Annotated in this window: 29 protein-coding genes; 22 read left to right on the top strand and 7 right to left on the bottom strand. The window is 67.1% G+C overall.

Features of this window, described 5'->3' with window-relative positions; genetic code table 11:
- Window positions 1–12: 12 nt before the first annotated feature.
- The gene (locus ACTWPW_RS51405; RefSeq protein ID WP_443173208.1) at window positions 13–384 is read left to right on the top strand and encodes a hypothetical protein; all 372 of its coding nucleotides are present in this window, start codon (window positions 13–15) and stop codon (window positions 382–384) included.
- A 102-nt stretch (window positions 385–486) separates the two neighbouring features.
- On the top strand, window positions 487–945 hold the full coding sequence (locus ACTWPW_RS51400) for a hypothetical protein (RefSeq protein WP_443173207.1): 459 nt from the start codon (window positions 487–489) through the stop codon (window positions 943–945).
- 122 nt (window positions 946–1,067) lie between these two features.
- On the opposite strand, the gene ACTWPW_RS51395 is transcribed toward ACTWPW_RS51400, so the two are convergent.
- Window positions 1,068–2,315 carry a serine hydrolase domain-containing protein gene (locus ACTWPW_RS51395; protein ID WP_443173206.1) on the bottom strand — a complete coding sequence of 416 codons (1,248 nt, stop codon included), beginning with the start codon at window positions 2,313–2,315 and terminating at the stop codon, window positions 1,068–1,070.
- A 198-nt stretch (window positions 2,316–2,513) separates the two neighbouring features.
- On the opposite strand from ACTWPW_RS51395, the gene ACTWPW_RS51390 reads away from it, so the two are divergent.
- Together ACTWPW_RS51390 and ACTWPW_RS51385 are read left to right on the top strand one after the other, a co-directional pair.
- Entirely contained in the window at window positions 2,514–3,173 is a 660-nt protein-coding gene (locus ACTWPW_RS51390) for a helix-turn-helix domain-containing protein (protein WP_443173205.1), read from the top strand.
- Window positions 3,174–3,303: 130 nt separating this feature from the next.
- Window positions 3,304–3,450 (top strand): hypothetical protein, encoded by a 147-nt coding sequence (locus ACTWPW_RS51385; RefSeq protein ID WP_443173204.1) that lies wholly within the window; start codon window positions 3,304–3,306, stop codon window positions 3,448–3,450.
- A gap of 210 nt (window positions 3,451–3,660) precedes the next feature.
- Here ACTWPW_RS51385 and ACTWPW_RS51380 read toward each other — a convergent pair whose 3' ends face one another.
- The gene (locus ACTWPW_RS51380; RefSeq protein WP_443173203.1) at window positions 3,661–4,893 is read right to left on the bottom strand and encodes a serine hydrolase domain-containing protein; all 1,233 of its coding nucleotides are present in this window, start codon (window positions 4,891–4,893) and stop codon (window positions 3,661–3,663) included.
- A 292-nt stretch (window positions 4,894–5,185) separates the two neighbouring features.
- On the opposite strand from ACTWPW_RS51380, the gene ACTWPW_RS51375 reads away from it, so the two are divergent.
- From ACTWPW_RS51375 to ACTWPW_RS51305, 15 genes are all read left to right on the top strand, one after another.
- Complete coding sequence (locus tag ACTWPW_RS51375; protein ID WP_443173218.1) at window positions 5,186–5,917, top strand: MarR family transcriptional regulator; 732 nt, start codon at window positions 5,186–5,188, stop codon at window positions 5,915–5,917.
- 676 nt (window positions 5,918–6,593) lie between these two features.
- Entirely contained in the window at window positions 6,594–6,923 is a 330-nt protein-coding gene (locus tag ACTWPW_RS51370; RefSeq protein ID WP_443173202.1) for a hypothetical protein, read from the top strand.
- Window positions 6,902–7,684 (top strand): hypothetical protein, encoded by a 783-nt coding sequence (locus ACTWPW_RS51365; protein ID WP_443173201.1) that lies wholly within the window; start codon window positions 6,902–6,904, stop codon window positions 7,682–7,684. The genes ACTWPW_RS51370 and ACTWPW_RS51365 overlap by 22 nt, the downstream gene beginning before the upstream one ends.
- The gene (locus ACTWPW_RS51360) at window positions 7,684–8,364 is read left to right on the top strand and encodes an SAF domain-containing protein (RefSeq protein ID WP_443173200.1); all 681 of its coding nucleotides are present in this window, start codon (window positions 7,684–7,686) and stop codon (window positions 8,362–8,364) included. The genes ACTWPW_RS51365 and ACTWPW_RS51360 overlap by 1 nt, the downstream gene beginning before the upstream one ends.
- Window positions 8,365–9,126 carry a hypothetical protein gene (locus ACTWPW_RS51355; protein WP_443173199.1) on the top strand — a complete coding sequence of 254 codons (762 nt, stop codon included), beginning with the start codon at window positions 8,365–8,367 and terminating at the stop codon, window positions 9,124–9,126. It abuts the gene before it with no gap.
- Window positions 9,123–10,478 (top strand): CpaF family protein, encoded by a 1,356-nt coding sequence (locus ACTWPW_RS51350; RefSeq protein ID WP_443173217.1) that lies wholly within the window; start codon window positions 9,123–9,125, stop codon window positions 10,476–10,478. Before ACTWPW_RS51355 ends, ACTWPW_RS51350 begins: the two co-directional genes overlap by 4 nt.
- A complete protein-coding gene (locus ACTWPW_RS51345; RefSeq protein ID WP_443173198.1) occupies window positions 10,475–11,341 on the top strand; it encodes a type II secretion system F family protein in 867 nt (288 codons plus the stop codon). Before ACTWPW_RS51350 ends, ACTWPW_RS51345 begins: the two co-directional genes overlap by 4 nt.
- Entirely contained in the window at window positions 11,338–12,177 is an 840-nt protein-coding gene (locus ACTWPW_RS51340) for a hypothetical protein (protein ID WP_443173197.1), read from the top strand. The genes ACTWPW_RS51345 and ACTWPW_RS51340 overlap by 4 nt, the downstream gene beginning before the upstream one ends.
- Before the next feature lie 12 nt (window positions 12,178–12,189).
- The gene (locus ACTWPW_RS51335; RefSeq protein WP_443173196.1) at window positions 12,190–12,402 is read left to right on the top strand and encodes a hypothetical protein; all 213 of its coding nucleotides are present in this window, start codon (window positions 12,190–12,192) and stop codon (window positions 12,400–12,402) included.
- Window positions 12,403–12,414: 12 nt separating this feature from the next.
- Entirely contained in the window at window positions 12,415–12,810 is a 396-nt protein-coding gene (locus ACTWPW_RS51330) for a TadE/TadG family type IV pilus assembly protein (RefSeq protein ID WP_443173195.1), read from the top strand.
- Window positions 12,807–13,226 (top strand): hypothetical protein, encoded by a 420-nt coding sequence (locus ACTWPW_RS51325; protein WP_443173194.1) that lies wholly within the window; start codon window positions 12,807–12,809, stop codon window positions 13,224–13,226. The genes ACTWPW_RS51330 and ACTWPW_RS51325 overlap by 4 nt, the downstream gene beginning before the upstream one ends.
- A 3-nt stretch (window positions 13,227–13,229) precedes the next feature.
- Window positions 13,230–13,652, top strand: coding sequence for a pilus assembly protein TadG-related protein (locus ACTWPW_RS51320; protein WP_443173193.1), 423 nt, complete (start codon window positions 13,230–13,232; stop codon window positions 13,650–13,652).
- Window positions 13,653–13,666: 14 nt separating this feature from the next.
- On the top strand, window positions 13,667–16,123 hold the full coding sequence (locus ACTWPW_RS51315; protein ID WP_443173192.1) for a hypothetical protein: 2,457 nt from the start codon (window positions 13,667–13,669) through the stop codon (window positions 16,121–16,123).
- 203 nt (window positions 16,124–16,326) lie between these two features.
- The gene (locus tag ACTWPW_RS51310; RefSeq protein ID WP_443173191.1) at window positions 16,327–16,851 is read left to right on the top strand and encodes a hypothetical protein; all 525 of its coding nucleotides are present in this window, start codon (window positions 16,327–16,329) and stop codon (window positions 16,849–16,851) included.
- A 166-nt stretch (window positions 16,852–17,017) separates the two neighbouring features.
- Window positions 17,018–17,215 (top strand): hypothetical protein, encoded by a 198-nt coding sequence (locus ACTWPW_RS51305; protein ID WP_443173190.1) that lies wholly within the window; start codon window positions 17,018–17,020, stop codon window positions 17,213–17,215.
- Between the two features lie 31 nt (window positions 17,216–17,246).
- On the opposite strand, the gene ACTWPW_RS51300 is transcribed toward ACTWPW_RS51305, so the two are convergent.
- On the bottom strand, window positions 17,247–18,224 hold the full coding sequence (locus ACTWPW_RS51300; protein ID WP_443173189.1) for a tyrosine-type recombinase/integrase: 978 nt from the start codon (window positions 18,222–18,224) through the stop codon (window positions 17,247–17,249).
- Between the two features lie 243 nt (window positions 18,225–18,467).
- On the opposite strand from ACTWPW_RS51300, the gene ACTWPW_RS51295 reads away from it, so the two are divergent.
- The 3 genes from ACTWPW_RS51295 to ACTWPW_RS51285 all read left to right on the top strand — a co-directional run bounded on the left by ACTWPW_RS51295 (window position 18,468) and on the right by ACTWPW_RS51285 (window position 22,251).
- Window positions 18,468–19,667: an NAD(P)/FAD-dependent oxidoreductase gene (locus ACTWPW_RS51295; RefSeq protein WP_443173188.1), complete on the top strand. Its 1,200-nt coding sequence runs from the start codon at window positions 18,468–18,470 to the stop codon at window positions 19,665–19,667.
- Window positions 19,664–20,557, top strand: coding sequence for an RNA polymerase sigma factor SigJ (gene sigJ / locus ACTWPW_RS51290; protein WP_443173187.1), 894 nt, complete (start codon window positions 19,664–19,666; stop codon window positions 20,555–20,557). Before ACTWPW_RS51295 ends, sigJ begins: the two co-directional genes overlap by 4 nt.
- A 173-nt stretch (window positions 20,558–20,730) precedes the next feature.
- Entirely contained in the window at window positions 20,731–22,251 is a 1,521-nt protein-coding gene (locus tag ACTWPW_RS51285) for an FAD-dependent monooxygenase (protein ID WP_443173186.1), read from the top strand.
- A gap of 147 nt (window positions 22,252–22,398) precedes the next feature.
- Here ACTWPW_RS51285 and ACTWPW_RS51280 read toward each other — a convergent pair whose 3' ends face one another.
- From ACTWPW_RS51280 to ACTWPW_RS51265, 4 genes are all read right to left on the bottom strand, one after another.
- The gene (locus ACTWPW_RS51280; RefSeq protein WP_443173185.1) at window positions 22,399–22,530 is read right to left on the bottom strand and encodes a hypothetical protein; all 132 of its coding nucleotides are present in this window, start codon (window positions 22,528–22,530) and stop codon (window positions 22,399–22,401) included.
- Between the two features lie 26 nt (window positions 22,531–22,556).
- Window positions 22,557–24,878, bottom strand: a complete 2,322-nt coding sequence (locus ACTWPW_RS51275) for an NACHT domain-containing protein (protein WP_443173184.1) — start codon at window positions 24,876–24,878, stop codon at window positions 22,557–22,559.
- Window positions 24,879–25,008: 130 nt separating this feature from the next.
- On the bottom strand, window positions 25,009–25,359 hold the full coding sequence (locus ACTWPW_RS51270) for a DUF3846 domain-containing protein (RefSeq protein ID WP_443173183.1): 351 nt from the start codon (window positions 25,357–25,359) through the stop codon (window positions 25,009–25,011).
- 61 nt (window positions 25,360–25,420) lie between these two features.
- A complete protein-coding gene (locus ACTWPW_RS51265; RefSeq protein ID WP_443173182.1) occupies window positions 25,421–25,663 on the bottom strand; it encodes a hypothetical protein in 243 nt (80 codons plus the stop codon).
- Window positions 25,664–25,933: the final 270 nt, after the last annotated feature.

The raw sequence follows: 25,933 nt of genomic DNA, 5'->3' as shown, positions 1-25,933 counted from the left end.
ACCCACGTGCTCATGGCCATGCGCACCATGAACCGGCTGGAGCAGGTGCATGAAACGGTGCGCGCAGCACTCAACGCGCTGGCCGCCGCCCCCGACTGGCTGCTGGCCCAGGCCGAACCTGGATGGTTCGAGCGCTACGAGACCCGAGTCGCGGACTATCGACTGCCCAAGAATAAGGCCGAGCGCATCCAACTAGGCCACGAGATCGGCGCCGACGGGAACAGCGTCCTGGGTGCGGTGCACTCGCCGGCCGCACCTGGCTGGCTGCGTGACCTCCCCGCGGTGCAGACGCTGCGCCACGTATGGATCCAGCAGTACGTCACTTTCCGGGCGGCCCACGCCTCCTCTCGCCGCGCCAGCACGGGCAGCGGCGGCGGGGTGTGATAGCCGTACCGCGCCGCGATCGCCGGTTCGATCACTCCGTAACGCCGGCGGTTCAGCGGTGCCGGGTCTTCGGCAGCGGGGGCAGGCAGGAGAGTCCAGCCCATGCCCTGCTTGCGCATGCAGTCGGCGATGAGCCGGTCCTCGGCCGCCTCGATGGTGTGGATGTCGAGGGTACGCAGCACGTACGCATCGAGCGGGAGGAGCAACTCGCGCGCCTGCGCGCTGATGCCCGGGACATCCTCCGGAACCGCCCGCGGCGGGCCGGATCCCGCGCAGGCGGCAGTGGCCGCGCAGAGCCGGTCGCGGCTTGGCACGGCGCAGCGGGAGGCCGACAAGCAGAAGGTCGTCAAGCATCCCCGGCTGGCCAAGGCCTCGGCCTGGCTGGCCCAGGCGGTGGAGGTGCTGCTGGAGGCCGAGGAGTGGAGCGAGGACGTGCGGCTGTTCGAGGCGTGGGAGATGATCGACGCGATCGTGCCCCGCGCTCAGCTGCGCTCGGCGGTGGCCACCGTGACGGGGCTGGTGCCGCCGCCGACGGCCAGAAATCACAAGTGGCCACGCTGAGCTCAGCGAGCTCAGCGTGGCCCGGGTTCGCGCTCTTCCTGATGCACGACCGTGAGGGGTCCATCGTCAAGGTGTACGGATTGGCGGTGTTCGGCCCCGTCTATTGAGCTGGCTTGGCCTCGTCAGTTCGTGGCCTTCCCGTCGCAGAACGCCGCCTTGACGAGCTTGTCCAGCGCCTTCGGGAACTCCTTTGCCGTGTCGACTGCGGCGTCCCCGGTGGTGATCGAGGCGGTCATGGTCTTGCTGCCGTCGGGCGTGCTGTACATCAGCGCCGCGTAGCCGTTGTTGCTGCCGTTGCTGTTGAAGACGGTGCCGCCGCAGCCCGAGCCCATGTCCTGCACCCACACCCCGAGGCCGTAGCGGCCGTAGAGTGCCGTGCTGTCGGGGTGCGGCTTGCGCATCTCGGCCAGGAGCCGGGCCGAGATGAGCTTGCCGCTGTTGAGTGCGGAGAAGAACGTCTGGAGATCCTTGGTGGTGGAGATCATGTCTCCGGCGGCGGAGATCCAGGAGGCGTTCTGGCGGGTGACGTCGATCACCTTCCACTGGTTGGCGGCGTCCTGATACCGGTAGTAGGCGTGGGCGTGCGGCCCGCGGACGTCCGTGCGGGTGCCCGGCAGCTCGGTGTTCGAGAGCTTGAGCGGTGCGAGGATCCGGTTTTTCATTTCCTTTTCGTAGGAGCCGGTGACCTTTTTGATCAGGAGCTTGGCCAGTACGTAGTTGGTGTTGGAGTAGCTCCAGCCCTTGCCCGGCTTGAACTTCGGCCCTTTGGACAGTGCCAGCCGTACAAGCTCCTCGTCGTGGTAGGTGTGGAAGCGCTTGGCCACCCAGTCCTTGCCCTGCCAGGGGATCCCTTGCACGGGCTTCCCGTCGGAGTCGACGTCGTAGGTGTAGTCGATCACTCCGCTGGTGTGCTGCAGCAGCATCCGCACGGTGATCTCCCGGTCCAGTTTGAACTGGGGCAGGTAGTCGGCCACCGGCTTGTCCAGCCCGATCTCGCCGGCGTCCACCAGTTGCAGCACCACGGTCGCGACGAAGTTCTTGGTGCTGCTGCCGATCCGGAATCGCCCGTTCGTCGGGGGCTTCGCGGCCGAGCCCAGCTTGCGCACCCCGGCGCTGCCGGCCCACTCACCCCGCTCATCGGTCACGCGGATCTGCATGCCGGCGGCCAGACCGGCATCGACGAACGCCTGGATGGCCTTCTGCAGTTCCGGGCGGTCCTGCCCGGCAGCGGCCTTCGCCACCGGCCTACTGTCCGCGGCGGCCGTCCCCGATGTGGCCACTCCGGCCAGCAGCACGGCCGCCAGCGCCGTGCCCGCCATTCGCCTGGAGCCCCGTGGTGTGCGGGCCGTGTCGTTTCTGGTGGTGCGCATGGTCGTTCCTCGTCTCACGTTAGTACGTATTCGGCACAGATCGAAAGCTATGTTGCATTCGAAATTCAGTCAATCTAAAGAAACACGTTTTCCCAGGTAAACGGCATCAAATTAGTGCGATGACGATGCAATCGAACGCAATTTAAAGTTGCATTGACTGGTGGCGAAGGCAATACTGGCGGCATGTCAGGAGGACGCTTGACCCTGCAGGACCGCGAGCGCATCGCGGCCGGACTCGCCGACGGGCTCTCCTATGCCGAGATCGCCAGGCGGCTCGACCGGCCGAACTCGACGATCACCCGGGAGGTCGCACGCAACGGCGGCCCCACAGGCTACCGATCCCAGCAGGCACACCAGGCAACGATCCAGCGCGCGCGGCGGGGCACACCGGCACCCCCGCGTGCGCCAGGATCGCCGGGCCGCGTCATGGAGGAAGAACTCGTCGAGTTGGCGGTCAGGACGGGGCTGCCGAAGACGAGCGCCCGCGTGCACATCGACCTGCTGTTGTCCGAGGACGGCAAGCGCACGGCAGCCGAGCTTGCCCACAGGCTGAACATCAGCCCGGCCACCGTCTCCCTCGCCGTGAACTTCCTGGTCGAATTGGGGTTCATCCGTCGCGAGCGCAGTCCGCAGCGGCGCCGCGACATCTACGTGGTCGATGACGACGCCTGGTATCACTCGATCGTGACCGGCAGGCGGCAGACGCTCGATACGGTGCAGGCAACGACGGCGGCAGCCGAGATATACGGGCTCGACAGTCCCGTGGGGCAACGACTGGTCAAGGCGGCAGCGTTCCTGGAACGGGTCAGCCTGGACATGATCGACTCCGCCGACCGCTGGCGCACCCTCCTGGCATGACGGGACTCCAGCGAACTACCTGGCGATCCGGCTGACCAGTTCCTGCTGATCGCCATCGCCCCCCGGGGCCATCTAAAACCCGACGCCCACCTGCACACAAAGGATCCCGCCAGCGCACGCTGCCTGGGACATGCACCTGCTGATCACCAAGAGCAAGATCAAAAGTTCAGCAACACGCCCGGCCGGCCGATTCGCCAGGCAGCGATCCGGCACGATGTGCGCCGGGGCGATCTTGATTGAGCAGCGCTACTTGGCGGAGCCAGCCGCAGATGGCTGAGGGACGCTGCGCCTGGCGATGCCGGATGAGGAGGGCGGCGGGGCGGCCGGGGCCGGGCCGGAACCGCTCCCGGGCCGGAGGACTGACATAGCGCCCCTGTGTCGGCCGTCCGGACGCACGGCACATCCAAATGGCAGATGGCCGGGCCGGCCTCGGTGGCCTGGTCGAACACCGCGGCACCGGCGCAGCGCTTTCAGTCCATGCTGATCGTTACTTGCTTCGCGTCTGGGAGCCGGGTGGGCAGAACTCGGCGTGCAGCACGTTCTTGATCGTGTCGAGCGAGTTGTGCGGGCCGTACTGGTCGATGTTCATGTTGGTGGCGATCATGCGCTTGGCGTCCCGGGTTCCCATCGCGAAGGAGAAACCACCGGTGATGGCGCCGCCGATGCCCCAGACCTTCGCACCGCACGACAGCTTCCACGAGAAGACGCCGGTGCCGTAGGTGGTGTCGGGGATCCAGGTGTCCTTCCAGGTGCCGTCCGGCAGCTTGATCCCGGTCTTGACCATGGTGAACATCTCCTGCTGCTGGACGGGCGGGAGAAGCTTGCCGCGCAGCAGCGCGCTGGCGAATCGGTGGAGATCGCCGACCGTGGAGACCACGCCGCCGGCCGCCCAGCCGGTGGTGGCACTCTGGTCGGTCACGTCGTAGACCTTGGCGTCGGCTTCGGCGGCGAACAACGTCGAGTAGTGCCGTGGGTGCGGGCCGCGTATCTTCGTTTCCTTGCCGGGCAGGTATGTCCCGGTCAGGCCCAGGGGGCGGACGATCCGCCGCGAGATCTCGCCGGCGAGCGTCTTGCCGGTCACCTTCTCGACGATCATCCCGGCCAGGATGTAGCCGGTGTTGGAGTACACGAAGCCGCCACCCGGTGCCTCGAAGGAGCGCGGATTGCGCAGGCCGATCTTCACGAGCTGCTCGGGCGTGTAAGTGTCGTAGCGGTGCTCGAGCCACGCGGGGCCGGAGAACTTGGCGAACTCCTCCGGGTCGTTGCCGTAGTTGAAGATCCCGCTGGTGTGGTTGAGCAGGTGCCTGATGGTGATCGTGCCGCCGTCGTTGTTGTTGCCCTTGACCAGGCCGGGCAGCCACGTGTCCACGGTGTCGTCGAGCCTCAGTTTCCCTTCGGCCGCCAGTTGCAGGACCACGGTGGCCGTGAACGGTTTGGCGGCGCTGCCGATACGGAACCGCTCGTTCGGCTGACGCTTGCGGCCGGTCCGGGTGTCGGCCACCCCCGCGGAGCCGAACCACCGCCCACGACGGTCGTGAACCTCGGCGACCATGCCGGGCACACCGCCGTCGGCCACGGCCTGGTCGAGCGCTTTCTGGACCTGGGCGTGGTCGGGGGCGTCCGCCGCGGAGGCAGATGCCACGGGGGCCGGCGTTGCGGCCGCCGCCACCGCTACGGCGGTGATGAGCAGCCCTGCCGTTGAGGGGAGTGATCGGGTCATGTTGATTCCTTCCAGGCGAGGACATCAGCGCGACGCTGATCGCCTCGCTCGCGATAGTACTCATTCGACTCAGGCAAAAAGCTAGCTTGCATTCACGAAATTCGCAATACAAATCCGACGGATTCCCCCATAAATACAGGTAAACAGCTATGCGACTTGCAATGACCATGAGAATGAATGCAAGACGAGTGAGCGTACTTGCAATGAAATGCTGACAAACGCAATACTGTCCATCCGCCCGGCGGACACCTCAAGCGGGCTGGGCATGGCACAGCGACAGGAGGCACGCCCGATGCCGGGAGGCAGGCTGACTTATCAGGACCGCCAGTACATTGCCGCGGGGCTGACCGAAGGACTCACCTACACCGAGATCGCCAAGCTCCTGCAACGGCCGATCTCCACCATCACCCGGGAGGTGGCCCGCAACGGTGGAGCCGACAGCTACCAGGCCGCCCGGGCCCATCAGGCAACCGAGGGCCGGGCTCGCCGACGCAGGCCGGCCTCCGCCCAGGCCTCGGCGCCGCCGGATGCCACCGGCGTACCCGGGCGAGACCCACAAGCGGTCCACGCCCTGGAGGAACGATTCACCGCATTGATGATCACGACCGGGCTGCCGCGAATGACTGCCCGGGTACTCACCTGCCTCTACACCACCGACAGCGGCAGCCTCACCGCCGCCGATCTCGTCCAGCGTCTCCAGGTCAGCCCGGCGTCCATCTCCAAGGCCATCGGTGAACTCGAACAGCACGAACTGATCCGGCGTGAACGCGACCCTCGCCGGCGGCGCGACCGGTACGTCATCGACCCCGACGTTTGGTACCGAGCCTGGCTGGTCAGCGCCCGGCAGAACGCCGCAATGGCCGATCTGGCTCGTTACGGAGCCGAAATCCTCGACTCCACCACCCCTGCCGGCGCCCGACTGCAGGACATGAGCCAGTTCTTCGAGCACGTCAGCCAGAACTTGATCCAGGCCGCCGAGCAGTGGCGGCAGGATTTCATGTCGAGGCGAACGACAGATCGTTAGAGCGGAGTACGACCCCAGGCGTATGTCACTGCGGCCAGGCGGGTGATGATCAGGTCCAGCAGCAACGCGGCACCTCCTCCTCGATCGCCTTCCACGCCTCCACCAGCGACACCAGCCGATCCTCGGTCGCCTCCGGCGCCGACATCAGAATTACGACGGTAGCCGTGCTTCTGCGCTGGAAAGCACGGCTACCGGCAGCTCGAGAGGGCCGGTGCGGCGGGCAGGTCAAAGGTAGCCAGGCAGTCGAAGCCGGGCGATCTTCGAGCCGCACGCCTGGCCGATCGATCACAGGATCGCCTCGCGGGACGGCTCCAGAGCCCCGGGTGCCAGCCCACGGTTCATCACCTCGAGAGAAAGTACAGCGCACGGCCTTGATGCAGGCTTTGCCAAACCCTACGCTACTCTTCGCAGTCAGTCGGTTGCAGTAAGCTGAAAGAGGGAGGTTGTGGTGATTCGCCGCCGTGCTGGGGCGCTCCTGCTCATGCCGATGACGTTGGCCGCCTGCCAGGCGTCCACTGACACAAGTTTGCCCTCACGTCCGGCCGCCCCGTCGAGCACGACACCACTCCCTGAACCCTCGTCTGCCCACCCTCACGACCTTGTCGTTGAGGCGTACTCCGCCTATTGGCCGGCACTGGCAGAAGCTGGTAGGTCATCGCCTGACAGGGCTCGCGAGTTGCTGCAGCCGTATGTGCAGGGCGGCTATCTCGACCACCTCGTAGGTGGTGTTCGCAGCCTCATCAAGCAGGGGCGTGAGCCGTATGGCCAAGCCTCTCCACGGATCAAGGAAGTGCGAGTAGGCGGTAAGTACGCTGAGGTCACCGACTGTCTGGACATGTCCGGGGCCGCGATGGCCGACCGGCGCACGCATCAGCTGATACCGGAGACCGCGGACTCCAAGACGTCCACCACGGTCAAAGCCACCCTGAAACAGTCGTCCGACGGCCGGTGGCGGCTGACGGCGTTGACCATGAAGGGGGCGGCATGCACGCCGCCGTCGCGCTGACCCAGCTCCTCCTGTTCGTGGCCGGTCCGCCAGCGGGCGACGACAACGGAGCCACGCGCATGGGCGGCAACTGGATCGCCTACGGCATCCACAGAAATACCGACGCGGGAGCTCCCGCTGCTCGGTCCCGGGGAGGCGGGGCGTTCACGAACTGCCACAGCATTCCGGGTGAGGGCCAGATCAGTTACGTCCAGTGTGATGAGGGGCCCGAGGGCAAGGAGAACATCTTCAACGCCGTAAGCCCGGCGGACCCGGGGGCTCCATCAATCACGCCGGAGATGCTAATGGAGCAGGCGCTGCGCGAGCTGACACCGCCGAAGCCCAAGATCGTCACTGCTCCGCCCCGAGGTAAGACCGGCTACGTGGGCCTGCGCCAGTTCTTCTGGTTCGAACCGGGTCAATGGCATGCGATCAGCAAGAAGGCCACCGCGGGCCCAGTGTGGGCCGAGGTCACCGCGACCCCCAGCATGCTGACGATCCATCCCGGTGAAGGGCAGGCGACCCTGACCTGCCGGGGGCCCGGCGTGCCGTACGACAGGACGAAGTCCCCGGACGAGCAGAACAGCGAGTGCACTCATGTGTTCACCCAGTCCAGTGCCGGACTCCCGAACTCCCAGTACCAGGTGAAGGCGTCAGTGATCTGGTCAGCCGATTGGAACGGATCGGGTGGCTCCGGCGGCACACTCGCCCCGATCACCACATCGGCGACCTTTCCGTTGCGGATCGGTGAGGCCCCCGCGTTGGTCGGAAGGAACTCGTGATGACTGGCAAGATCAAGCCGGACACGACGCAGGAGCCGGTCAACCCGGAGCTACCTCCGGCTCAGGTTCCCAAACTGCTGCCGCAGTCACGGCAGCGCCGCCGCAGCTCGCTCGTGCTGGGCGTCCTCGTGGTCCTCGGCGGTATGTTCCTGGCCTTCCAGGTCGTCAACCGCTTGAGCAATCGCGAACCCGTACTCGTGATCACTCGTGACCTCGCGCTCGGCCAGCCCATCACCGCTGAGAACGTGTCCATCGCGATGGTCGGCGGCGACGAGAGCGTTGCCATGGTGCGGGGCGAGGATCTGCACAAGGTGATTGGCATGAGAGCAGCCGTCGACCTGATGAGCGGCACGCTGCTCCAGCACCGGATGGTCACCGATCAGGTCACGCCGCTGGCGGATCAGCAGCTCATTCCTATCGCGGTCAAGCCGAGCCGCCTCCCGGCGCGCGGGCTCCGGCCGGGTGATCGGCTCTCCGTCATGTTCCGCCCGGAGAACCCCACAGCCGCGGCGCAGGAGCCGTCCGGCAGCGTCGAGGCAGTGGTGGACCACACGAAGGGGCCCGACAACGACGGTCTGATGGTGGTGGACGTCCTGGTGAACAGGCTCGATGCTGCCAAGCTCGGCCCGATGGCCGCGGATGGGCAGGTCGCCTTGGCTCTCATGCCGAGGAGGCCGTGAATGGCGATGTACACGCTGATGAGCGCGGGCGGCTCGCCAGGAGTCACCACCACGGCTCTGGCGGTGACCTATTCCTGGGAAGGGCGGGCGCTGCTGGCCGAGTGTGACCCCGCCGGCGGCAATGTGCTGCAGGGGTTGCTGGGCGGGAGCATGGAAGGGCACGAGTCCGGGCTGCTGGAGCTGGCGCTGGCCGCCGCGCATGACCTGGACCCGGCGGTTCTGTGGCGATACGTCATCGCGCTCGACCGCGACGCGCGCGAGTGGCTTCTGCTGCCGGGCCTGCGTGACCCTCGCCACCTGGTACAGCTCGACGGCGCCTGGGACACCATCAGCGGAGCTCTCAAGGCGGCGCAGGACAAGGCCGATGTCGTGATCGACGTGGGTCAGATCGGTCGAGTGGACACCCCTATGAGCCTGATCTCCGCCTCCGACCTGGCCGTGATGCTGTTGCATCCCACGCTGCGCCACGTGGCCCAGGCGCGCCCGCGGCTCGATGCACTCGGTCGCTACGTGGGGGCCGCCGTGCCGGTCGAGCTGTGCGTGGTCGGCAACGGCCCGTACTCACTCAAGGAGATCAGCAGCGCCCTGTACGACCTGCCTGTGCTGGCGTGGATTCCCGACGACAAGAAGTCTGCCGAGGTGTTGTCCGATGGCAAGCAGGCCAGGAAGTCGTTCCACCGGTCGGCCCTGATGCGCGGCGCCTCTGCGCTGGGGGCGGCTATGAGGCGGCGCCTGTCCGCCGAGACAGCGGTGGCCGGATGAACGGCGCCTGGCCCCCGAAGGCGGAGATCGTGACAGACGCGTCCGCCGGCAACGAGCGTGCGTTCCGCGAGGCGGTGCTGTCGATCGCTACCTCCGTTGCGGACGATCTCAAGGACACCGAAGACCGTGAGGCCGCTCTTCAGGTCATACAGGCGCAAGTACAGCGGTGGACGCAGCAACAGATCGCGCTCGGCAGAGCCGTCAGCATCGGCGCACAACGCAAGCTGGTCGAGGCGGTGGTCGATGAACGGTTCGAGCTGGGCGTTCTCACCCCGTTCATCAGAGACCGCCGTGTGGAGAGCATAGATCTCAACGGATGCGACCAGGTGTGGATCACCTACAGCGACGGCACATGCCGTCGCGGGCCGGTCATCGCCTCCAGCGACGACGACCTGATCAAGATGATCCAGATGTGGGCCCTGCACAAGAGCTACAACCCCCGTGAGTTCTCCGCCGCCAACCCGCTGCTCAACACCGCGCTGAGGCCTGGCGACGAGGATGACGGAGTGGGCGTACGGCTCAGTGCCACCATGTCGGTCACCCCACGGCCGTGCGCCAGCATCCGCTGTCACCGGCTGGTCGACGTCACCCTGGAGGACCTGCTCAAGCTCGGCACCATCAACCGCAGCCTCTACTCCTTCCTACGCGCCGCCGTGCTGGCCCGGCTCAACATCGTCGTCACGGGCGGCACCGCCGCGGGCAAGACCACGCTTCTGCGCGCGCTGGCCTCGGTGATCGATCCGGCCGAGCGGCTGGCCACGCTGGAGTCCGACTATGAGCTGTTCCTCGACAAGCTCACGCACCGCCACCAGAACGTGATTGCCTTCCAGGTCCGACAGGCCAACTCCGAGGGTGCCGGCGGCATCACCCTGAACGACCTGATCCCGCACTCCCTGCGGAAGAACATCAAGCGGATCATCGTGGGTGAGGTGCGGGCGGACGAGATCGTTCCGATGTTCGAGGCCATGAACACCGGACACCCCGGCTCCATGTGCACCATCCACGCCGACGGCACCGAGGAGATCTTCAACCGCGTCGTCATGCTGTGGACCCGGGGCGTGGGCACACAGACTCCGCCCGCCGTCGTCCACCTCAACACCGGCCAGTCCATCGACTTGGTGGTCCACCTCCGCCTGGATCCGGCGACCAACACCCGCTTCGTCTCCGAAGTCCTCGAGGTGTTGCCGCCGGCCGACAGCGAACTGCCGAGCCACAACCACCTCTACCGGCCTACGGGACCTGGAGGGCGTGCCGTACCCGACATCACGCCGCAATGCCTGCCCAAACTCAAGGCAGTGGGATTCGACCCCCGACTCCTGGACCCCATGAGTGCGCGTTGGGAGTGCCGGTGAACATCAACGCCCTTCTCGCTGCACTCAGTGCTGCCATGATTCTGGGCGGCCTGACCTGTATCATCGCCGCACTTCGCACTCCATCCTCTGACGAACACGTACGCCCGCCCTCACGCTGGACCAACCTTCTAGCGGTCCTCGCTGCTCACTACCGCACGATCATCGCGGCTTTGGCCGCGACGGTAGTCGTCTTCGCCGTGACGAAATGGCCGGTGGCAGCCGTAGCGGTAGGAGTTGCCGTCTTCGCGCTACCCAAGGCAGTGACCGGCCGTGCCGCCAAGGAGCGCATCCGCAAGTTGGAGGCCCTGGAGCAGTGGACGCGCCGGCTTGCCGACCTTCTCGTCGCCGGACGCGCTTTGGAGCAGGCGTTGGAGCACAGCGCTGCCCGCAACGTCCCTCCTGCCATCGCCGTGCCGGTGGCCGCCCTGGCACGGCGCCTGCGCGTCACCCGCATGCCGACCGAGGATGCGCTACGGCTCTTCGCCGACGAAGTGGATGACCCGATCGGTGACCGTATCGCCGCCGCTCTCATCCTGGTCGCCCGTCGTCGTGGCCGCGGGGCCAGCACCGTACTCCAGCAACTCGCCGAACTCGTCGCGAAGGACGTGGCCGACCGCCGCGAAGTGGAAGCGGCGCGAGCCGAACACCGCACCACGGTGCGCTGGATCATCGGCATTCTGGCGGTCTTCAGCGTCCTGGCCATCTTCCAGAGGGCGTACGTCGCCCCCTTCGGTACGCCACTCGGCCAGGTCGTGCTGGCGATCGTGGCGCTGTTCTACGGGGTGACGCTGGTCTGGCTACACCGCCTCGGCAACGCTGCTCCCGGCCACCGGTTCCTGAACGCCTTGGGGAAGAAGCCATGAGCGTTCTGTCCATGGTCTCCGGGGCTTTGATCTCACTCGGCATGTTGATCGTGGTACAGGCATGGATGCCCGGCCCGCCTCGCTTGAACGCGGCGATCGCGCGCCTCGAAGGCGCTGCTGAACCGGGACATGAAGGTTGGTTCAAGACCCGGATGGCCCGCCTGCCGATCCCTCGCGGCGACCTCGCGCTACTGGGCATCACCGTTGAGCGTTTCACCCTCCAGCGCATCGTTTTCCTCCTGGTTGGCCTGTTTCTGCCGATCCCGCTGAACCTGCTCTGCACACTCACCGGCTTCCCCTTGCCCTGGGCCATTCCCGCGGGCGTAGGCGTCGTGCTCGCCATCCTGTTCGCCCTGATCCCCGACGTAAGCGCGCGGCGCCAGGCGCAGGAACGTCGCCAGGAGTTCCGTGCGGCCCTGGCGACGTACCTCGACATGGTCGCCTTGGAGCGTGCGGCCGGAGCCGGTCCTCCACAGGCTCTGCAAGCGCCTGTGGATATCTGCAGAGGATGGGTCTTCGGCCAGATAGCTCAGGTGCTTCAGCACGCCAAGCGTGCCGGTGAGCAGCCCTGGTACGGCCTCAGCACACTCGGCGAGCGCGTCGGCATCTCACAGCTGACAGAGCTGGCCGACATCGCCGAAGACGCCGGGTCCGAAGGCACTCGCGTCTTGTCCACGCTGCTGGCCAAGGCCCAGTCCATGCGAACAGCAGCACTGTCAGACGCACGCGCCCAGGCCAACAGCCGCACCAGCGAAATGCCCATCGCCATCGGCGTGTCCATCTTCGGCTTCCTGGTCCTCGTCTGCTTCCCCGCCATCTACCGCATCATGAGCTGAAAGGCAGTGAACATGCACAAGCTCCTGCCATCGGAAGCCGCCTATTGGAAGGCCATCACCACGCTGCTCCTGGAGCGCCTGGAACGGGCCCGCGCTGATCCAGAGGGAGGTGCCATGTCAGCGGAAGCAATGATCATCATCGCTGCGCTGGTGCTGGTGGCCGTGACCGTGATGGCCGTCGTCACGGCGAAGATCGTGAACAAGGCGAACTCCATTGACTTCTAGGTAGGTGCCCTGGTGCACACACATCGCTGGGATCGAGGCAGCATCACCGCCGAGGCGGTGATCGCCCTGCCCGTGGTCATGGCCGCCATCCTGGCCTGCACGCAGATATGCCTGCTCTTCTTCGCCCAGTCGGTCGCCCTCGCCGCCGCACAGCAGGGCGTCCGGGCTGCCCGCGCCCACGACGCCGACCACAATTCTGGCGCGAAGACGGCTAAGCGCTACGCAGAGCAGACCGCCAGCGGTCTGCTCACCTCGATCAGCACGGCGAGCGCCGGCGATGCCGCCACGGTCAGAATTACCGTCCGAGGCCGGTCTCTCTCGCTCGCGCCGTTCCTTCCGTCGATCGAGGTTGTCGAGCAGGCTGCCGGACCCGTCGAACGCTTCATCCCGCCCGAGTGGGCAGCATGAACGAGCGAGGCAGCGTCACGGTAGAAGCCATCCTCGCCATCGCGGCCATCGTGATGGTCCTCCTGCTCGGCGTCGCCGCCGGCCGAGTCACCATCGCCGGCGCCGCCATCGAGGCCGCCGCCCGAGATGCCGCACGCCATGCCTCCATCGCGCGTACAGCCGCCGCAGCCAAGGCCGACGCGGAAGCCAGCGCCCGCGAATCTCTGGCGAACCAGAGCATGAGCTGTACGGCGTTCAAGGTCACGATCAGCACGAAAGGCTTCAGCCGCCCGGTTGGGGAGGCGGCCGATGTATCGGCAACGGTCTCCTGCACCGTACCTCTGGCGGACGTCGCATTCCCCGGCCTGCCAGGCAGCGTCGAGCGGCGTGCCACCTCTACCAGCCCGCTGGACCCCTACCGTTCGCGGGAAGCGTGACGCATGCCGGATAAGGATCTTGAGCGAGGCTCGATCACTCCGTACGCCGTCATCCTCATCACGGTGCTGATGCTCTTCATCGGCTTTGTCGTCGATGTCGGCAACAAGTTGCGGGCAGGGTGGGAAGCGGTCGGCATCGCCGAGGAAGCAGCACGCGCCGGCGCGGGGCAGATCGATCGTGCCGCCGCATACCGCGGTGACGAACTCGTGGTCGACCGAGGTGCCGCGGTGCGGGCCGCTCAGGCATACCTGTCCAACGGCGGCCATCAAGGCACGGCCACCATCTCCGGCCCCGCCTCTGTCCGCGTCACCGTCACCGTGACCAAGCCCACCTGGCTGCTTCACCTGGTGGGACTGTCCTCGGTGTCGATGACCGCCAATGCCGAAGCCGATCTGATCGGCGGTGTAGAAGGGCCGAATCGCTGATGATGCCTCGCCTGTTGCGCGCGCTGGTCGCGTACGTGGTGCTCCTCGCCATGGCGCTCGGCCTGCCCATCGTGCTCTACACCCTCGTCGGCCCACCATGGCCGGATCGCCTACCCAGCTTCGAGCAGGTCGCGAACATCCTGGCCTCGCCCGACGACGGCACGCTCTTCATCGCCGCGTTGCAATTGCTGGTCTGGGCCGCGTGGGCCCAGCTCATCTTCGTAGTGATCAGCGAATTCGTGGCGAAGGCACGCGGGCGGCGTATCTCGCCGCGGCTTCCCGGGCTGCGCGGCGTACACCGGCTGGCCGCGTACCTTGTGGCTTCCGCGACGCTGGCCGTGCTCTCGCCCGGCATCAGCAACGCCGCAGCACCCCCGCCCGTCGTCTCCATGGCACCCCTCCACCCTCTCGGCCAGCCCGCCGACGCTGAACCACGTACCGACGAGCGGATCTATCGCGTCCAAGAGGGCGACTCCCTGTGGACAATCGCCGACGAGCAACTCGGCAGCCCACGTCGTTGGCCGAAGATCTGGAAGCTCAACGCGCGCTCAGAGCAGCCAGGCGGACACACCTTCACTGATCCGGCCCTCATCCAGCCCGGCTGGAACCTTCACCTTCCCTCCAAACGCTCCAAGCCGCCCAACACGGCTTCGGCAGCCGATACGCCACCCGTGTCCAACGTCGCTCCGACGCCAAGCTCTTCTCCGGATCCGCAGTCACCTCCCGCCGACGCGCACGCCGCGCCCGAACAGCGAACGACGAGCAGCGTTCAACTGTCGTCGGGCTCCCTGGTGGCCGTGGCCTATGTCGCCGGGATCAGCACCGCATTCATCGCCGGTCGGCTTCATCGACGCCGCCGCCGTATTCCGCCCGGGGCTGACGAAGGCGTAACGATCACTCCCGAACCGGAACCTCAGCCCGAGATACGCGAACTCCACCGCATCCATCGCCAAACCGTCGCCCAACAGGAACCACCTATGCCGACCGACGGCGAACTGGTACGCCGTGCCGACTCCATCCACGTGCCGAAGCAGGCGCACATCGGACAAACTCAAGATGGCCGCCCAGTATGCGTAGACCTCGAAGGGCCGGGCGTGAGCTTCACCGGCCCAGGGTCCCTTGACGTCGTTCGCTACCTGAGCGTTGACCTGCTCCGCCAGTCCAGTAACTACCGGACGCAGATCATCATGTGTACGGGCCTGGCCGAGAAGCTCTTCGGCCTCTCAGCGTCCGACTTGGAGCAGACCACGACGGCGTTGACAGGGCTAGAGCTCGCCGACTCCCATGAGAGCGCGCTACGGCACTTCGAGGAGACGTTCTTCCAGCGCAGGCGAATGGTGCTCGAACGAGGCTCCTCCGACATCGACGAATTGCGCGAGCTGGACCCGGGGGAAGTCCTGCCAGTCGTCCTGCTGATCACCGAGCTCGACGACGAAGTCTACGAACACGTCATCGCGCCCCTTACCTCCGGCCAGAAGACAGGCGTCGGAGCCATGCTCCTAGGCACCTGGCCGGGCGGCGACACCCTGCTCGTATCCGATACGCACTGTGTGGAAGCGGCCGAAGGCCGCAACTCTGACGCCTTTGCAGGTGCGAATCTCTTCAACGTCACGGCAGACGAAGCCGCAGCTCACGTACGGCAACTTGCCTCAGCGCAGACCCTGGACAATCACCAGCCACCGCATACGTCAGATGACAGCAGGCATCACTGGCCCGGTTCGGTTCTTGTACGCCTGACTATCCTTGGACAACCCACGGTTCACATCCGCGACCGAGCCCAGCCAGTGTCTTTGAGCTGGCTGCAATTGAACACCCTCACCTATCTCGCTCTGCACTCGAACGGCGTAACTAGAGATCAATTGGCCGCCGCCCTCTGGCCTGACGATTCAGGCAAGGACATCCACAACACGCTTCGCCATCTGCGTAGCGCGCTCGTCGCCGCCACCGGGTACAAGAACCCGGATCCAAAAAGGGCACCCTTTATCAGTGCATCAACCACAAAGGATTCGGCGGTATATCGTCTCGATTCGCAGCTGATCAGCGTCGATCTATGGGAATATGAGATCGCGCTAGAAGAAGCCAGAACAGCGCCCACGCGAGAGGAACGTACTGTGGCGCTGACCAAAGCAGCAGCGCTATGTATCGGAGAGTTGGCACAGGGACTCACTGCTGAATGGGTCGAGGATCAGCGCTACCCCTTGACCCGATCCCAGGCCGACGTCCTGGCCCAACTGGCAGAGCTACTCACTGAGGACGACCCCGAACGAGCCCTGATTGCACTGGAGCAGGCCCGGATAATTGATCCTGACACGGAGGAAACATACTTCCGAATCATCGGTGTACAACTTCGCCTCGGGAGAAGAGATGATGCTTCCCGCACTGCTGAGCTGCTTCGCCAGCACCAACATAGTCTCGGAGTATCCGGGGACTATCAGACAGAGAAACGCTTGAGTGAGATCTTCCAATCTTGAGTATCTATCGTCCAGGCCGATCTGCACGGCCCGCCTGGACCGCCAGTAGTCTGATGGTGAAGGTGATTGCGAAAAGTACATTCTCGCTCACGCGTACGTTCCGCCGCACCGTCGCACCAAAGCGGCTGTCAGCCCCTTGAGCACGAAAGGTGCAGCCAAAAGTGGACGATGGCGCACCGATCCCGGTCTCGCCTGGAGAGGCGATGAGTGATGAGGCGATCGATCGGCTCTTGCGGTCTCTCGCCGGGGTATGTCAGCAAGCCCGCGCGGATCAGGTCGAGGCCGAGCGGGTGCGAAAAGACCTCTCAGCCGACGACGACGAGCATGCTGTCTCGCATCTGCGCGTCGACCCGCAGCGTGCGCTCATCAACCAGCGGACGTTGCTCGCCGAGAACATCGCGGACGAGCAAGAGCGGATAGCCCAGCGGCTCATTGCATGGTGGGTCGATGTGGCGATCTGCACCACGGCCTCCGTAGCCAGTGGAAGACCATTGACCGTGGCGCGGGCGGTGGCGGCCCACCCTAGCCTGTGCATGGAGGCCGAGGATCTTGCGTTCCTTCCTCCGATCGAGGACCGGCAACTGGCCGCGCTCTCCGTCGAACTGGACGAAGCGCTTTCTGCCGGCCAGCGGCTCTCATTTACGCCGAGATCGACAACGCCGTGTTGCCCGCGCGTGCCTGGAAGGCCTCGCTGTAGTCCCGGGGAAATTTCCAACGGATTTGCTTGACCTGCAGCGATAGACAGGGTCTGGACGGCGGCCGCGAGGCGTCTACGGTGGAATCGTGGGCGATGACGAGCCGAGGTTCGGCTACGGCTAAGGACGACGGCGACTGTGGAGCGAGCGCGATCGCGATGCCGAGCGAGTCCGGGACGCACCGCATGCTGCCGGGCTGGTGGAATTCAGCGACAGCCGGGCCGGGTTCGTGGTGGAGGGCGGGGGCGCGGAGCGGCCCTTCCTGGTGGCTTTTGCCGGGCGCGGGAGCGGGGCTGGGAAGCTGGTTGCCGCGTATGCGGCGGCGCTGAGGGCGGCCGGGATGCGCGCCGAGCCCGACTCCGATGACGAGCAGGCTCTGCAGGTGTGGCTGACCTGATGAGCAGTCGGCCGCCCTGGTTGTGGTGCGGTCAGCGGGGACGGCGCCGCTGGATGGGGTCGGCGTCGGCGGTGATGCGGGCGGAGGTCTCTTCACCGAGCCGCACGTAGCGGCCGAGGCTGGCCAGATGCTGGTGGCGGCTCTTGGCCTGCAGTTCCGGCGCGGTGCGGCCAGCTTGGGCCAGATGCTGGAGTGCGCTGTGTCGGAGCTGGTGCAGCGTCCAGCCCTGCCGGTGTGGGTCGAGTTGGGCTGAGGCGGTGTTGAACAGGTACTCGGCGCGCGGGTAGGACAGGCGGCCCCGCCCGGTGACGGGGCAGACGTCGCCGGACGCCGGCGCGCGGCGGCCGGAGGAAGGAGCGCGGCGGTCGGCCAGGAACACCGGCCCGCAGGTGCGGCCTGCCAGCAGGCGAGGCAGCAGCCGGGCTGTCGGGGTGGCCCAGTGCACGTATTCGATGGCGCCGCCCTTGGAGAGGACCCGGACGCGGCGGAACTCCAGGTCGAGGTCCTCGACGTTGAGAGTGAGGATTTCCTCGGCGCGGGCGGCCGTGTCGTACAGCAGCCGCCACAGCAGTCGTTCGCGCAGGGCGTGGCCGGTGTCGGTGAAGAGCGTCTCCAGCCGGGTGCGCGAGATGGAGCGGTCGCCGCGGCGAGCAGGTTTGCGGCGTTCCAGGTGCCGGGCCGGGTTTGTGGCGAGGATGTCCTGGCGCTGGGCCCAGGTGGTGAAGGAGCACAGGGCGGGCAGGTGCCGGTTCCAGGTGGCGGCAACCGCGGTCTTCCAGCGGTCCATCACCGCGGCGTAGTGCTCGGGGGCCAGGGCGGCGACGGGATGTGCCGGGCCGGTCGCGGCGGTCAGCCGGGCGAGTGTCTCGGCGTAGCCGACGCGGGTGGTGACCGCGGTGAGGGAGTCGAGGAAGCGCTCGACCGCGACCATCGTCGTCATGCCGGTCGTCGCGCCGGTAGCCGAGTCGGGGACGGAGTCGGACTGGCCGGGGAAGGCCACGACGGACATGGGGCGTTCTCCTGACAGGCGATGTGACACATAATGTTGCAGAGTCGCCCTTACGGCGGCGGACGCCGAGCTGGGCGGACATGATCCGACGAGGGCCAGTGCGACAGATAATGTGAGTTCTGTGTCACACCTGGGATGGGCCGAAGGCCCTGCCGGCGAGGACGTGTTCCGCGCTCCTGAGTGGAGTGACGCACATCACGTCACGTCATGTCATGTTCCAGGGATCCGCGGTGTCTTGAGGGCATGACCGAACACAACACATCCCATAAGGTCGTGGTCATCGGTGGCGGTTACGCCGGAACGCTGGCGGCCAACCGTCTGCGGGTGCGCGACGACGTCGACATCACGCTGGTCAATCCGCGCCCGGAGTTCGTCGAACGCATCCGGCTGCACCAGTTCGTGGCCCGTACCGGCGACGCCACGATCGACTACGGCACGCTGCTCGGCGAGGGCATCCACCTGGTCGTCGACAGCGCGACGCGCATTGACACCGCCGCCCGCACCGTGCGGCTGGCGTCGGGCCGCGCGCTGGACTACGACTACGTCATCTACGCCGTCGGCAGCACCGGCGCGGTCCCCTCGGTGCCGGGCGCGGCCGAATTCGCTTGGCCCATCGCGGAACTGGAGTCCGCGCAGCGGCTGCGCGCCAGGCTGGAGGAGTTGCCCCTCAAGGCTCCGGTCACCGTGGTCGGCGGCGGGTTGACCGGCGTCGAGACGGCCGCCGAACTGGCCGAACAAGGGCGCAAGGTCACGCTGGTGTGTGGCCGGGCCCTGGCGCCCTACCTGAGCGCAGGGGGCCGCCGATACGTCGCCAAATGGCTGACCCGCCATGGTGTCACCGTGCTCGAGGGCGGCGCGGTGACCGAGGTCCGGCCGGACGCGGTCGTCCTGGCCGACGGTTCTGCCGACAGGATGGTGCGTCCGAGCGCACTGACCATCTGGACGGCCGGTTTCGGGCTGCCGGAGCTGGCGGCAGCGAGCGGGCTGCGCACCGACGCGCTCGGCCGGCTGCTCACCGACGAGACGCTGACCAGCATCGACGACGACCGCATCGTCGCGGCTGGCGACGCCGCCGCACCGTCAGGCCAGCCGCTGCGGATGAGCGGCTACGCCGCCGGGCCGCTCGGGGCGCAGGCCGCCGACACCGTGCTGAGCCGCATTGCGGGGACCGAACCGGCGGCGATCAACCTGGCCTTCACAGGCGCGTGCGTCAGCCTCGGCCGGCACGCCGGCATCAGACAGATCGCCGGCAAGGACGACACCGCGGTGAACATCTACATCCCCGGCCGCATGGGCGCAATCATCAAGGAAGTAACCTGCAAGTTCGTGGTGTCGAAGAGGATCCGCGGCGAGGCACGCAAGCCCGGTTCCATGGGCTGGCCCAAGGGCGGCCCGCGCCCCGAACAGCCGGCCTCCGCTGCGCGGGCGGTCACCTCCCCGTGAGCGCCGACGAGCACGCCGAGCGATTCACCGAGTTGCGGCCGCTGCTGTTCACCATCGTGTACGAGATCCTCGGCTCGGCGACCGAATCCGACGACGTGCTGCAGGACAGCTATCTGCGGTGGGCCAAGGTGGATCTCGCGGCGGTGCGGGACACCAAGTCGTACCTGGCAAGGCTGGTGACCCGTCAGGCGCTCAACGCCGTGCGGGCGAGCACGCGCCGTCGCGAGAACTACATCGGCTCGTGGCTGCCCGAGCCGCTGCTGCTGGAGGAGAACGACGCGTCGGCCGATGTGGTGCTCGCCGAGTCGGTGTCGATGGCGATGCTGGTGCTGCTCGAAACGCTCACTCCCGATGAGCGCGCGGTGTTCGTGCTGCGCGAGGTGTTCGGGTTCGACTACGGCGAGATCGCTGCAGCGGTGGGCAAGTCCGTGGTGACGGTGCGCCAGATGGCGCACCGCGCCCGCGGGCACGTACAGGCGCGGCGTAAACGTTTCGGCCCCGTCGACGCTGGGACGACCACGCGGATCACCGAGCAGTTCATGTCCGCGGCGGCGACCGGTGACATGGAGGGGCTGCTCTCGCTGCTCGCGCCGGACGCCACGTGGACCGCCGACAGCGGTGGCAAGGTCACCGCGGCGCGCCAGCCGGTGGTGGGCGCGGAGAAAGTGGCCGTGCTTGTCATGGAACTTTTCCGCGCGGGGCGGTTGCCGGACTCGCGGATCGAGATGGTCAACTGCAACAACGCGCCCGCGATGGCCGCCTACGACGGCGATCACCTGGTAGGTGTCTGCCTGTTCGAGGTCGGCGACGGGAAGATCACCAACTTCTACGTCATCCGCAATCCGGACAAACTCCTCGCGCTGACGGTTCCGCGTCGGATCAGCCGGTAGGAGTCGGCAAGCCGCAGCGCAGCAGGTCGCGATCGCGCATGTCTGCCGCCAGCGGAGTTGCCGCCGCAGATGCGGCGCGGCAGGTGACACGTCCTGTGGCGATTGACGAACGCGTCTCCGCCCCCTTTGCGTGTGTTGACCAATTCGACTGAAGGATGACCAAGGAGTTGACCATGACCGATACCCAGGTAGTGATCGCCGGGGCGGGGCCGACCGGGCTGATGCTCGCGTGCGAGCTGGGGCTCGCCGGGGTCGATGTGCTCGTCCTCGAGCGGCTCCCGGAGCCTCGAACGGTGGAATCGCGGGCCGGAGGCCTGCACATCCGCACGATGGAGATGCTCGATCAGCGGGGGCTCCTCGACGGGTTCCTCGAGCGCGGACGGCCGCGGCAGGACGTGCACTTCTCCGGACTCGGTCTCGACCTGTCCGATATGGCGACGCGATATCCGTACGCTCTGCTCATCTTGCAGGCTGAGGTGGAACGGCTCCTGGAGGAGCGCGCGGCACAGTTGGGGGTACGGCTGCGCCGCGACGCCGAGGTGATGGGGTTCAACCAGGACGAAACGGGCGTCACGGTGGAGCTCGCCGACGGGTCGCGCGTCCGGGCGGACTACCTCGTCGGCTGCGACGGGGGCCGCAGCACCGTGCGCGGGCTCGCCTGCATCGACTTCCCCGGCACCCCGGCCACGATGACCGCGATGCTCGGCGACGTCGAGCTCGCCGAGCCGCCCGCAGCCGACATCTTCCAGGAGCGGCGCGAGCACGGCAGATTTTCGGTGCTGTCGTACGGTCCGGGCTGGTACCGGGTGCTGACCAACGAGTTCGATCACGTCGCGGGCCGGGACGAACCGATGACCCTGGAGACCCTCCGCAAGGCCATGTTCAAGATCGCCGGGACGGATTACGGGATGCACTCACCGCGCTGGCTCTCCCGGCACGGCGACGCGGCACGCCAGGCAGACCGTTACCGCGTGGGCCGGGTTCTCCTGGCCGGCGACGCCGCGCACATCCACTTCCCGGCAGGGGGCCAGGGCCTGAACACCGGCGTGCAGGACGCGGTCAACCTCGGCTGGAAGCTCGCCGCCGTCGTCCGCGGCCAGGCCCCGGAACCGCTGCTCGACACCTACCACGCCGAACGCCATCCGGTCGCCGCCCGCGTCCTGCACAACACCCGCGCCCAGACCGCACTCTGGCGGGTGGACGACCACACCTCCGCCCTGCACGACGTGCTGGGCGATCTCATCGGCATCGACGAGGTCCGGCTGCGCCTGGCCGGCATGATCACGGCGACCGACCTCCAGTACCCGATGGAGGGGACCGACGACCTGCTCGGCCGCCGGATCCCGGATCTCGACCTCGACCTCGACCGCGGTCGCATCTACGAACTCCTGCACCGAGCCCATGCGGTTCTGCTGGATCTTGGCGGTCTCCCACCGCTCGACACCGTCGTGACCGGCTGGGCGGACCGAGTCGATCTCGTTCGCGCCCGTCCCGCCGAGGGCTCCGATCTGGGCGCGGACGCCGTACTCATCCGCCCCGACGGACATGTCGCCTGGGTCACCCGCGCCGGCGAGCAGCCAGACTTCGACGCGTTGCGGACCGCCCTCACGACGTGGCTCGGCCCGGCCGACCCCCGCAGTGCGCACGTACACCACCGGCGGCCCGCCCTGCGGGTCACGCCAACCCCGGATTAGTGCGCAAATCCCGCTCCAGCCAGCTCACCTGGGCTGTCCTCGGCCCCATGTCCTTGCCATCTGATCGAGCCCATGACGTTCTAGCGCTGCCGCTGCGCCCAGCCCGCCGAACTAGTACGACTCTGCGGGGGCAATCCAACCTCCCGATCAGACAGTCGCGTCCGTGACGGCCGGGCGAAGCGGCCGCCAGCCGCCGCCATCCAGCTTGGCCAGTTCCGCTTTCACGTCGACTTTGCCGAACGACCGCGGTGTAAACATCGTCCCGACCTGGAGCTTCACGTCGCGAGCATGTCTGCGACGTCAGCTCACAAGTTGTGTCTGATCCGTTGAGAAGCCCCATGGGACATGCCCGCGGCGGCGAGGCGGTCATGCAGGGCCGCGTGGCGGAACTGATAGACCGGGCCAACAGCACGCAGTAGTCCTAGGCGGTGGGCGTCGTCGAGGAAGTCCATGAATCGCCAGGGAAGCCGACGTTGGAGAGCCAGCCGGGTCACCGCGATGGTGCAGACCAGCCACGCATGATGCTTGCCCATCACGAACCCGACCCCGAGCCCGACCCCGACTCCGGCCCCGAGCCCGACCATAAGCCCGACCACGAGTCCGGCCCCGAACACGAGCCCGAACACGAGCCAGACCGGGAGCCAGACAAGTATCCCGGACGCGACCAATCGCAGAAGGGTAAGCGCTCTGTCGGCTCGCCAACTGGAGCGGGGTGTGCTGGTCGATGCAAGCGTGGGTTGTTCCGCCCAGGTGATCAGCCCGTAGGCCAGTGTGCTCCCGAGCCAGACAAAGAGCCCGAACACGAACCCGGCGACTAAATCATCGAACGTGGGAGAGAAAGAGATCCCGTCGATATCGACGATGAACATCGGCGTGGATCCGACCGCGAGCCCGGACACGAACCAGATCCAGAGTCCGGTCGTGAACCCGAACTTGAGGGTGCCTTTTATCGAGTGGACGAGCACGGATGTTCGTCCGCGCAGGCGCAGGCCTGCGTAGCCAGGTTGTTCGTTAACCCAGGACCTAGAGCGCACAAGCCCGAGCGCGAACCCGAGCGCGAACCCGATTGCGAACCCGAGCACGAACCCGAGCACGAACCCGAGCATGAGCATGAGCTCGTACTCAGGCCCGAATATGACCAGGAGCTCGGGTTCGGGCGCAAGCACGGGCGCGAACACCCCGATCCCAAGCCAGGGCCCGAGCGCGAGCCCGACGGGTCCGAGCGCGAGCCCGAACGCGAGCCCGGTCGTGAGCCCGATTGTTGACCGGATGTGGGGTGTGGTGCGGGCGATGTGCCACCAGGTGATGTCGCGGGTGGTGGCCGGGGGGAAGGCGTGGGCCAGGTAGGTGAGGTGGCGGCGGGTGGTGTCGGGGTTGAGCCGGCGGCGGGGCCGGAAGTGGTCGGCGGGGTTGGTGCTGGGCGGGCGGGCGGCGATGACGGCGGGGATGACGTGGTCGAGCAGGTGGGTGCGTAGCGCGTCGGCGTCGGCGCCGAGCGGGCCGGTCAGGGGGGCGGGGTCGGTGCCGGGGGTGACGTAGACGGTGCGGATCAGCCACAGGCCCAGCGGGGTGGCGGCGAGCCGGGTCAGGCCAGGCACGGTGTCGGAGCGCAGCGCGGCCAGGGTCTGCGTCCAGGTCTGGGTCGGGGAGGCGGGCAGGCAGGCGGTCAGGTAGTCGGCGGCGGCGCGCGGGGTGATGGGTTGGGGGACGATGACCGCAGCGGCGGTGAGCGGTCGGCCGGTTTCGTGGATGGCGGTGGTGAACTCGGTGCGGCGGCTGGTGAGGATGAGCTGGTCTTGGGCGGTGAGCGAGGCGTTGAGCGCGGCGATCACCTGGGCGCGGGCGGGGGCGGGGATTTCGTCCAGGCCGTCCAGAACGGGCAGGATGTGGCCGCCGTCGGTCAGCGCGGAGGCGGCGCCTGGGCCGAGTTGGGAGGCTTTCAGTGCCGGGTAGTCCTGGGTCAGGCGGATGGCGAGCCAGTCCTGCAGCCGGGGATGGGCACTGGTGTCCCAGCCGGAGACCGGCAGCAGCACCGGCACTGGCACGACCTCCCCTTCACCGGCGGCGGCTTGGTCGGCCGCGCGAGTGGCCAGCAGTTGCAGCAGCAGCTGGATTGCCAAGGTGGTCTTGCCCATGCCCGCGCCGCCGGTGATGACCAGCCGCCGCCTGGCCAGAGCACGGAAGGCGTCAGCCAGGGCCGCGGTGTTGTCGCTGCGGCCGGTCAAGGTCAGCTTGGCCTCGGTGGTGATCAGGCGGGGCTGGCTCATCACCGTCTCGTCGGCGATGAGCTGCCAGCGCACCGGGATCGGTTCAGGGTCGTCCAGCAGCCGGTGGCGGGCTTCGGTGCGCCACTGATGCTCCACCAGACCGGCCAGCACGTGCGCGGAGGTGTCCACGGCGCTGCGCGTGTCGGTGCCGGCATCGGCGCGGGTGGTTGCGGAGCGGCGGGCCCAGACCACCACTGTGCCCGCCAGCATGGCGGCCGCCAGCATCACGGCGGCCAGATCGGCCCGGTTGACCGGGTCTTCTGGATCCAAGACCCGCCAGACCACAGCTACCACCGTGCCTGCCGCCAGGACCGTTAGCGCGGCGAAGAGGACTCGCCAGCCGATCTTGCGTCTGTTCACGCCGATATCTTCGCCTTTGCCGGGCGATCTGGCGGTAATTGCACGCGAATTCGTGGCGAGTTGGTCGCTGTCATTGAGGGCTGTCGTGCTGGTCTCATTATCGGCAGGGTGAAAGGCCCAGTGCGGCCGATCACGATGCCGAGCTGACGAGACTCGCGACCTGCTGCCGGATCGCGGTGATGTTCTCCGGGGTGAGTCCGGTAACGCGGCCTGCCGGCGAGGCCGGTCCGGTGATGACGGCGGGCCCGAACAGGCCGAAACGAACGCCGTGCTGCTGGGCGAGGGCGGTCGCGTGAGTGTTGAGGGGCTGGTTGTTGGCGCGCCCGTTCTCATCCACCCACATGTCCCAGCGGCTGGTGACAGCCAGCGGCTCGACCGCCGCGGCAGCGATGAGGCCGCGGATCGCCGCGACAGTCCGTCCCCGCTTGGGTAGGTGGACCGCGGTCACCTGACCATCCAGGCTGATCTTGAGAGCTCTCATGGTTCTCCTGGTGCTGGCCTACTGGTCGGTGTGCAGAGGTAAGTACGATTCACTGTCCCGCTCAGGAGCCGAGGCGTTCAAGCAGCTGAGCTTCGAGTTCAGCGATACGCCGGTCGGCGAACCGGCCGTTGGAGCGGGCGGCTTGAAGCCGTTCGTTCAGGGTCCGGGTTTCGTCAGTGAGGTGGCGGACCTTCTGCTTGAGAGTGGTGTTCTCCGCGAGGAGCCGGCCATGGGCGTAATCGACCAGGAAGCCATGACAAACCTGCAGCTCACGACCGTGAACGGGAGTATTGACACCCTTCACGGTCCTCGGCCGCCTCGATGGTGTGGATGTCGAGGGTGCGCAGCACGTACGCATCGAGCGGGAGGAGCAACTCGCGCGCCTGCCCGCTGATGGCTGGGACATCCTCCGGAACCGCCCGCGGCGGGCCGGATCCCCGCGCAGGCGGCAGTGGCCGCGCAGAGCGCGGACAACGTGACGAGTGCGGACGGTGTCGCGCGAACGCGCCCCATCGACGACAACCCCCTTTGGTCCTCCAAGCGGGGCCGGGGCGGCGTCGTGCGATTGGCGCCG

The sequence above is a fragment of the Nonomuraea sp. KM90 genome (genome assembly GCF_052246675.1).
Classification (GTDB): domain Bacteria; phylum Actinomycetota; class Actinomycetes; order Streptosporangiales; family Streptosporangiaceae; genus Nonomuraea.
Note: the sequence above shows the minus strand (reverse complement) of the source record. Positions and strands in the feature narration are given on the sequence as shown.

Coding starts and splice junctions, on each gene's coding strand:
- ACTWPW_RS51300 (WP_443173189.1), bottom strand. CDS start 18,224: ATGTCCGTCGTGGCCTTCCCCGGCCAGTCCGACTCCGTCCCCGACTCG.
- ACTWPW_RS51295 (WP_443173188.1), top strand. CDS start 18,468: ATGACCGAACACAACACATCCCATAAGGTCGTGGTCATCGGTGGCGGT.
- ACTWPW_RS51375 (WP_443173218.1), top strand. CDS start 5,186: ATGCCGGGAGGCAGGCTGACTTATCAGGACCGCCAGTACATTGCCGCG.
- ACTWPW_RS51365 (WP_443173201.1), top strand. CDS start 6,902: ATGCACGCCGCCGTCGCGCTGACCCAGCTCCTCCTGTTCGTGGCCGGT.
- ACTWPW_RS51285 (WP_443173186.1), top strand. CDS start 20,731: ATGACCGATACCCAGGTAGTGATCGCCGGGGCGGGGCCGACCGGGCTG.
- ACTWPW_RS51385 (WP_443173204.1), top strand. CDS start 3,304: ATGCACCTGCTGATCACCAAGAGCAAGATCAAAAGTTCAGCAACACGC.
- ACTWPW_RS51335 (WP_443173196.1), top strand. CDS start 12,190: ATGCACAAGCTCCTGCCATCGGAAGCCGCCTATTGGAAGGCCATCACC.
- ACTWPW_RS51400 (WP_443173207.1), top strand. CDS start 487: ATGCCCTGCTTGCGCATGCAGTCGGCGATGAGCCGGTCCTCGGCCGCC.
- ACTWPW_RS51310 (WP_443173191.1), top strand. CDS start 16,327: ATGAGTGATGAGGCGATCGATCGGCTCTTGCGGTCTCTCGCCGGGGTA.
- ACTWPW_RS51325 (WP_443173194.1), top strand. CDS start 12,807: ATGAACGAGCGAGGCAGCGTCACGGTAGAAGCCATCCTCGCCATCGCG.
- ACTWPW_RS51320 (WP_443173193.1), top strand. CDS start 13,230: ATGCCGGATAAGGATCTTGAGCGAGGCTCGATCACTCCGTACGCCGTC.
- ACTWPW_RS51270 (WP_443173183.1), bottom strand. CDS start 25,359: ATGAGAGCTCTCAAGATCAGCCTGGATGGTCAGGTGACCGCGGTCCAC.
- ACTWPW_RS51395 (WP_443173206.1), bottom strand. CDS start 2,315: ATGCGCACCACCAGAAACGACACGGCCCGCACACCACGGGGCTCCAGG.
- ACTWPW_RS51380 (WP_443173203.1), bottom strand. CDS start 4,893: ATGACCCGATCACTCCCCTCAACGGCAGGGCTGCTCATCACCGCCGTA.
- ACTWPW_RS51405 (WP_443173208.1), top strand. CDS start 13: ATGGCCATGCGCACCATGAACCGGCTGGAGCAGGTGCATGAAACGGTG.
- ACTWPW_RS51355 (WP_443173199.1), top strand. CDS start 8,365: ATGGCGATGTACACGCTGATGAGCGCGGGCGGCTCGCCAGGAGTCACC.
- ACTWPW_RS51350 (WP_443173217.1), top strand. CDS start 9,123: ATGAACGGCGCCTGGCCCCCGAAGGCGGAGATCGTGACAGACGCGTCC.
- ACTWPW_RS51360 (WP_443173200.1), top strand. CDS start 7,684: ATGACTGGCAAGATCAAGCCGGACACGACGCAGGAGCCGGTCAACCCG.
- ACTWPW_RS51340 (WP_443173197.1), top strand. CDS start 11,338: ATGAGCGTTCTGTCCATGGTCTCCGGGGCTTTGATCTCACTCGGCATG.